Here is a 5950-nt window from a genome sequence, read left to right as displayed (position 1 = left end):
TTTTAGTGGGGACTACTTTCTACAAATTTAACGCGGCCGAAAAGGCGGTACTGGCATGACGCTTACTTCAAATCAGCAATAAAAAAAACCCCCGCTCTTTTGGAGACGGGGGTTTTTTTGGAATTGGAGAGCCTGACGATGTCCTACTTTCACATGCGAATGCACACTATCATCGGCGCTAAGGCGTTTCACTGTCCTGTTCGGGATGGGAAGGAGTGGGACCACCTTGCTATGGTCGTCAGGCATAAAGGGGAGGCTGTAAAGGCGCACCACTCAAATGCTTGAGGGGGTTTTACTTGAATTTGGAAACGATGATGAGACACCGAGAGTTTGGGATTGCTGCAGATTGCGGGCAATTTTCAATACTTCACTGGTTTGATGCTCAAACCACTTCAGTGCTGTGTTACTACTTAACTTTTGTGTGCATGCGTTGTTGTGCTTGAAGCTCTACTTAATGCTATAGAGTCAAGCCGCACGGGCAATTAGTATTGGTTAGCTTAATGCATTACTGCACTTCCACACCCAACCTATCAACGTCCTGGTCTTGAACGGCCCTTCAGGAGGATCAAGTCCTCAGGGAAATCTAATCTTAAGGCAAGTTTCCCGCTTAGATGCTTTCAGCGGTTATCTCTTCCGCACTTAGCTACCCGGCGATGCCACTGGCGTGACAACCGGTACACCAGAGGTGCGTCCACTCCGGTCCTCTCGTACTAGGAGCAGCCCCCTTCAAATTTCCAACGCCCACGGCAGATAGGGACCAAACTGTCTCACGACGTTTTAAACCCAGCTCACGTACCTCTTTAAATGGCGAACAGCCATACCCTTGGGACCGGCTACAGCCCCAGGATGAGATGAGCCGACATCGAGGTGCCAAACACCGCCGTCGATGTGAACTCTTGGGCGGTATCAGCCTGTTATCCCCAGAGTACCTTTTATCCGTTGAGCGATGGCCCTTCCATACAGAACCACCGGATCACTATGTCCTGCTTTCGCACCTGCTCGACTTGTCAGTCTCGCAGTCAAGCACGCTTATGCCATTGCACTATCAGTACGATGTCCGACCGTACTTAGCGTACCTTCGAGCTCCTCCGTTACTCTTTAGGAGGAGACCGCCCCAGTCAAACTGCCCACCATGCACGGTCCCCGATCCAGATAATGGACCAAGGTTAGAACCTCAAACAGATCAGGGTGGTATTTCAAGGACGGCTCCATGAGAACTGGCGTTCCCACTTCAAAGCCTCCCACCTATCCTACACAAACCGGTTCAAAGTCCAATGCAAAGCTACAGTAAAGGTTCATGGGGTCTTTCCGTCTAGCCGCGGGGAGATTGCATCATCACAAACACTTCAACTTCGCTGAGTCTCAGGAGGAGACAGTGTGGCCATCGTTACGCCATTCGTGCAGGTCGGAACTTACCCGACAAGGAATTTCGCTACCTTAGGACCGTTATAGTTACGGCCGCCGTTTACCGGGGCTTCGATCAAGAGCTTGCACCCCATCAATTAACCTTCCGGCACCGGGCAGGCGTCACACCCTATACGTCCACTTTCGTGTTTGCAGAGTGCTGTGTTTTTATTAAACAGTCGCAGCCACCTTTTTATTGCAACCCCTTCACCCTTCCATTGTTCATGGTCAAGCTACAAGGGCGTACCTTCTCCCGAAGTTACGGTACCAATTTGCCGAGTTCCTTCTCCTGAGTTCTCTCAAGCGCCTTAGAATACTCATCCCGCCCACCTGTGTCGGTTTGCGGTACGGTCAACGTGTAACTGAAGCTTAGAGGCTTTTCTTGGGACCACTTCCAATAGCTTCGCAGCACTAGGCCGCTCGCCCCACACCCTTGAGTATATGACAGCCGGATTTGCCTAACTGTCCTCTATAGTGCAGGGACCGGGATATCCAACACCCGGACTACCTTCCACGATCCGTCCCCCCATCGCATTACACGTCGGTGCAGGAATATTAACCTGCTTCCCATCGACTACGCATTTCTGCCTCGCCTTAGGGGCCGACTAACCCTACGCCGATGAACGTTGCGTAGGAAACCTTGGGCTTACGGCGACAGAGCCTTTCACTCTGTTTATCGCTACTCATGTCAGCATTCGCACTTCTGATACCTCCAGCATGCTTTACAACACACCTTCACAGGCTTACAGAACGCTCCCCTACCACTTGCACTTGCGTGCAAATCCGCAGCTTCGGTTATCTGCTTAGCCCCGTTACATCTTCCGCGCAGGACGACTCGATCAGTGAGCTATTACGCTTTCTTTAAAGGGTGGCTGCTTCTAAGCCAACCTCCTGACTGTTTTAGCCTTCCCACTTCGTTTTCCACTTAGCAGATATTAGGGACCTTAGCTGGCGGTCTGGGTTGTTTCCCTCTTGACACCGGACGTTAGCACCCGATGTCTGTCTCCCGAGATTGCACTTACAGGTATTCGGAGTTTGCCATGGTTTGGTAAGTCGCGATGACCCCCTAGCCATAACAGTGCTCTACCCCCTGTAGTGAGACTCGAGGCACTACCTAAATAGTTTTCGGGGAGAACCAGCTATTTCCAGACTTGTTTAGCCTTTCACCCCTATCCACAGCTCATCCCCTAACTTTTCAACGTTAGTGGGTTCGGTCCTCCAGTTGGTGTTACCCAACCTTCAACCTGGCCATGGATAGATCGTCTGGTTTCGGGTCTACACCCAGCGACTAGACGCCCTATTCGGACTCGCTTTCGCTACGCCTTCCCTACTCGGTTAAGCTTGCCACTGAATGTAAGTCGCTGACCCATTATACAAAAGGTACGCAGTCACGGGACAAGCCCGCTCCTACTGTTTGTATGCACACGGTTTCAGGATCTATTTCACTCCCCTCCCGGGGTTCTTTTCGCCTTTCCCTCACGGTACTAGTTCACTATCGGTCGATCATGAGTATTTAGCCTTGGAGGATGGTCCCCCCATGTTCAGACAGAATTTCTCGTGTTCCGCCCTACTTGTCGCATACTTAGTTCCACATCGAAGTTTTCACATACAGGACTATCACCTTCTATGGTCGGACTTTCCAGACCGTTTTGTTAACTTCAATGCTAAATCATGCAGGCTGTTCCGAGTTCGCTCGCCGCTACTTTCGGAATCTCGGTTGATTTCTTTTCCTCCGGGTACTTAGATGTTTCAGTTCTCCGGGTTCGCCTCCACGTGCCTATGTATTCAGCACGGGATACCCCTAAAAGGGTGGGTTTCCCCATTCGGACATCTACGGATCAAAGCTTGTTTGCCAGCTCCCCGTAGCTTTTCGCAGGCTACAACGTCCTTCATCGCCTATGATCGCCAAGGCATCCACCATGTGCACTTATTCGCTTGACTCTATAGCGTTAAGCATTGCTCAAACCCAACATAAACCGCAGTTCACATTAAAGCCTTTCACAACACATCAACTGTATATAGTTTGAATGTCAGCAAAGTATTGAGTGCCGTATTCTTTCTTGTTCAAGGTTGTTGCAGCTCTCGCCACAACGACTTGAGAAGAACGATGATGCAATCGCATCAATCTCAATGTATTCGAATCGCTTCGAACACATCTCGATATCTCATCATTTCCAAATTTTTAAAGAGCATTGACCCAGGTAGTACCTGAGTCGACTTTACAGCCAAATGAATAAACACCACATTGCGCCTATTCATTTGACCGCACAGCCCAGACTTGCTTTAAGCCTGACTACGCTTACTTACCGTTTAACAGCCAACTTTGTATTCGTGGTGGAGGTGAACGGGATCGAACCGATGACCCCCTGCTTGCAAAGCAGGTGCTCTCCCAGCTGAGCTACACCCCCAAACTCTTAACCGATGGTGGGTCTGGTTGGGCTCGAACCAACGACCCCCGCCTTATCAAGACGGTGCTCTAACCAACTGAGCTACAGACCCTGAACTTGTTCTCGATCAGCACATCTGTACGCCGCACTGACCTTGGCCTTTCCTACACATCTCTGCCTAGGGCCTCACTTCGTTTCAGTAACCCAAGCACCACTTCAAACAAACCGATAAGTGTGAACACTAGACACCAGGAATAGTCCTTGGCTTCATCCAGCTCATCTTCTATGCACTTTCTTCTATCTCTAGAAAGGAGGTGATCCAGCCGCACCTTCCGATACGGCTACCTTGTTACGACTTCACCCCAGTCATGAATCCTACCGTGGTGACCGTCCTCCTTGCGGTTAGACTAGCCACTTCTGGTAGAACCCACTCCCATGGTGTGACGGGCGGTGTGTACAAGACCCGGGAACGTATTCACCGCGACATTCTGATCCGCGATTACTAGCGATTCCGACTTCACGCAGTCGAGTTGCAGACTGCGATCCGGACTACGATCGGTTTTCTGGGATTGGCTCCACCTCGCGGCTTGGCAACCCTCTGTACCGACCATTGTATGACGTGTGAAGCCCTACCCATAAGGGCCATGAGGACTTGACGTCATCCCCACCTTCCTCCGGTTTGTCACCGGCAGTCTCATTAGAGTGCCCTTTCGTAGCAACTAATGACAAGGGTTGCGCTCGTTGCGGGACTTAACCCAACATCTCACGACACGAGCTGACGACAGCCATGCAGCACCTGTGTGCAGGTTCTCTTTCGAGCACCAATCCATCTCTGGAAAGTTCCTGCCATGTCAAGGGTAGGTAAGGTTTTTCGCGTTGCATCGAATTAATCCACATCATCCACCGCTTGTGCGGGTCCCCGTCAATTCCTTTGAGTTTTAACCTTGCGGCCGTACTCCCCAGGCGGTCAACTTCACGCGTTAGCTACGTTACCAAGTCAGTATTGACCCAACAACTAGTTGACATCGTTTAGGGCGTGGACTACCAGGGTATCTAATCCTGTTTGCTCCCCACGCTTTCGTGCATGAGCGTCAGTGTTATCCCAGGAGGCTGCCTTCGCCATTGGTGTTCCTCCACATATCTACGCATTTCACTGCTACACGTGGAATTCCACCTCCCTCTGACACACTCTAGCCATGCAGTCACAAATGCAATTCCCAAGTTAAGCTCGGGGATTTCACACCTGTCTTACATAGCCGCCTGCGCACGCTTTACGCCCAGTAATTCCGATTAACGCTCGCACCCTACGTATTACCGCGGCTGCTGGCACGTAGTTAGCCGGTGCTTATTCTTCCGGTACCGTCATCCGCCCGTGGTATTAACACAGACGTTTTCTTCCCGAACAAAAGTGCTTTACAACCCGAAGGCCTTCTTCGCACACGCGGCATTGCTGGATCAGGCTTTCGCCCATTGTCCAAAATTCCCCACTGCTGCCTCCCGTAGGAGTCTGGGCCGTGTCTCAGTCCCAGTGTGGCTGATCGTCCTCTCAGACCAGCTACTGATCGTCGCCTTGGTAGGCCTTTACCCCACCAACTAGCTAATCAGCCATCGGCCGCTCCAATAACGTGAGGCCTTGCGGTCCCCCACTTTCCCCCTCAGGGCGTATGCGGTATTAATCCGGCTTTCGCCGGGCTATCCCCCATTACTGGGCACGTTCCGATGTATTACTCACCCGTTCGCCACTCGTCAGCATCCCGAAAGACCTGTTACCGTTCGACTTGCATGTGTAAGGCATGCCGCCAGCGTTCAATCTGAGCCAGGATCAAACTCTTCAGTTCAATCTCTGCAATAATTCAAACTCGACGGAGTAGACGAGATCGTAAAACCTTGACAGTTTCACAATTCATTTACTTTATTCCGTGAGCACTGACTTCCAATTTCATTGAAAGCCAACTTCTTTCGAAAGCACCTTCCAACGAACCTTCGCAAACCTCGGTTCACGGTGTCAGTGCCCACACTTATCGGCTGTTAAACTGTTAAAGAACATTGTCAAAACTTCGGCTATACTCTGTCTCTTAACTTCAGCGGCCAGTCTCTAAAACTTACCGCTTTTCCTTTAAGAAACAATCACTTTCGCTTTCGTTTCGCTCCGTGCGTTG

Annotated in this window: 2 tRNA genes and 3 rRNA genes; all 5 read right to left on the bottom strand. The window is 50.8% G+C overall.

Annotated elements, in window-relative coordinates:
• Window positions 1–130: 130 nt before the first annotated feature.
• A 5S ribosomal RNA gene (rrf, locus tag QQJ87_RS14560) occupies window positions 131–243 on the bottom strand.
• 218 nt (window positions 244–461) lie between these two features.
• Window positions 462–3345: ribosomal RNA gene (locus QQJ87_RS14555) — 23S ribosomal RNA — on the bottom strand.
• A 391-nt stretch (window positions 3346–3736) separates the two neighbouring features.
• Window positions 3737–3812, bottom strand: a tRNA-Ala gene (locus tag QQJ87_RS14550).
• A gap of 14 nt (window positions 3813–3826) precedes the next feature.
• Window positions 3827–3903, bottom strand: a tRNA-Ile gene (locus QQJ87_RS14545).
• A gap of 195 nt (window positions 3904–4098) precedes the next feature.
• A 16S ribosomal RNA gene (locus tag QQJ87_RS14540) occupies window positions 4099–5629 on the bottom strand.
• Together the 16S, 23S and 5S rRNA genes with 2 tRNA genes alongside form the textbook arrangement of a ribosomal RNA operon.
• Window positions 5630–5950 lie beyond the last annotated feature (321 nt).

It is taken from the genome of Limnobacter litoralis (assembly GCF_030160455.1).
Lineage (GTDB): Bacteria > Pseudomonadota > Gammaproteobacteria > Burkholderiales > Burkholderiaceae_B > Limnobacter > Limnobacter litoralis.
Note: the sequence above shows the minus strand (reverse complement) of the source record. Positions and strands in the feature narration are given on the sequence as shown.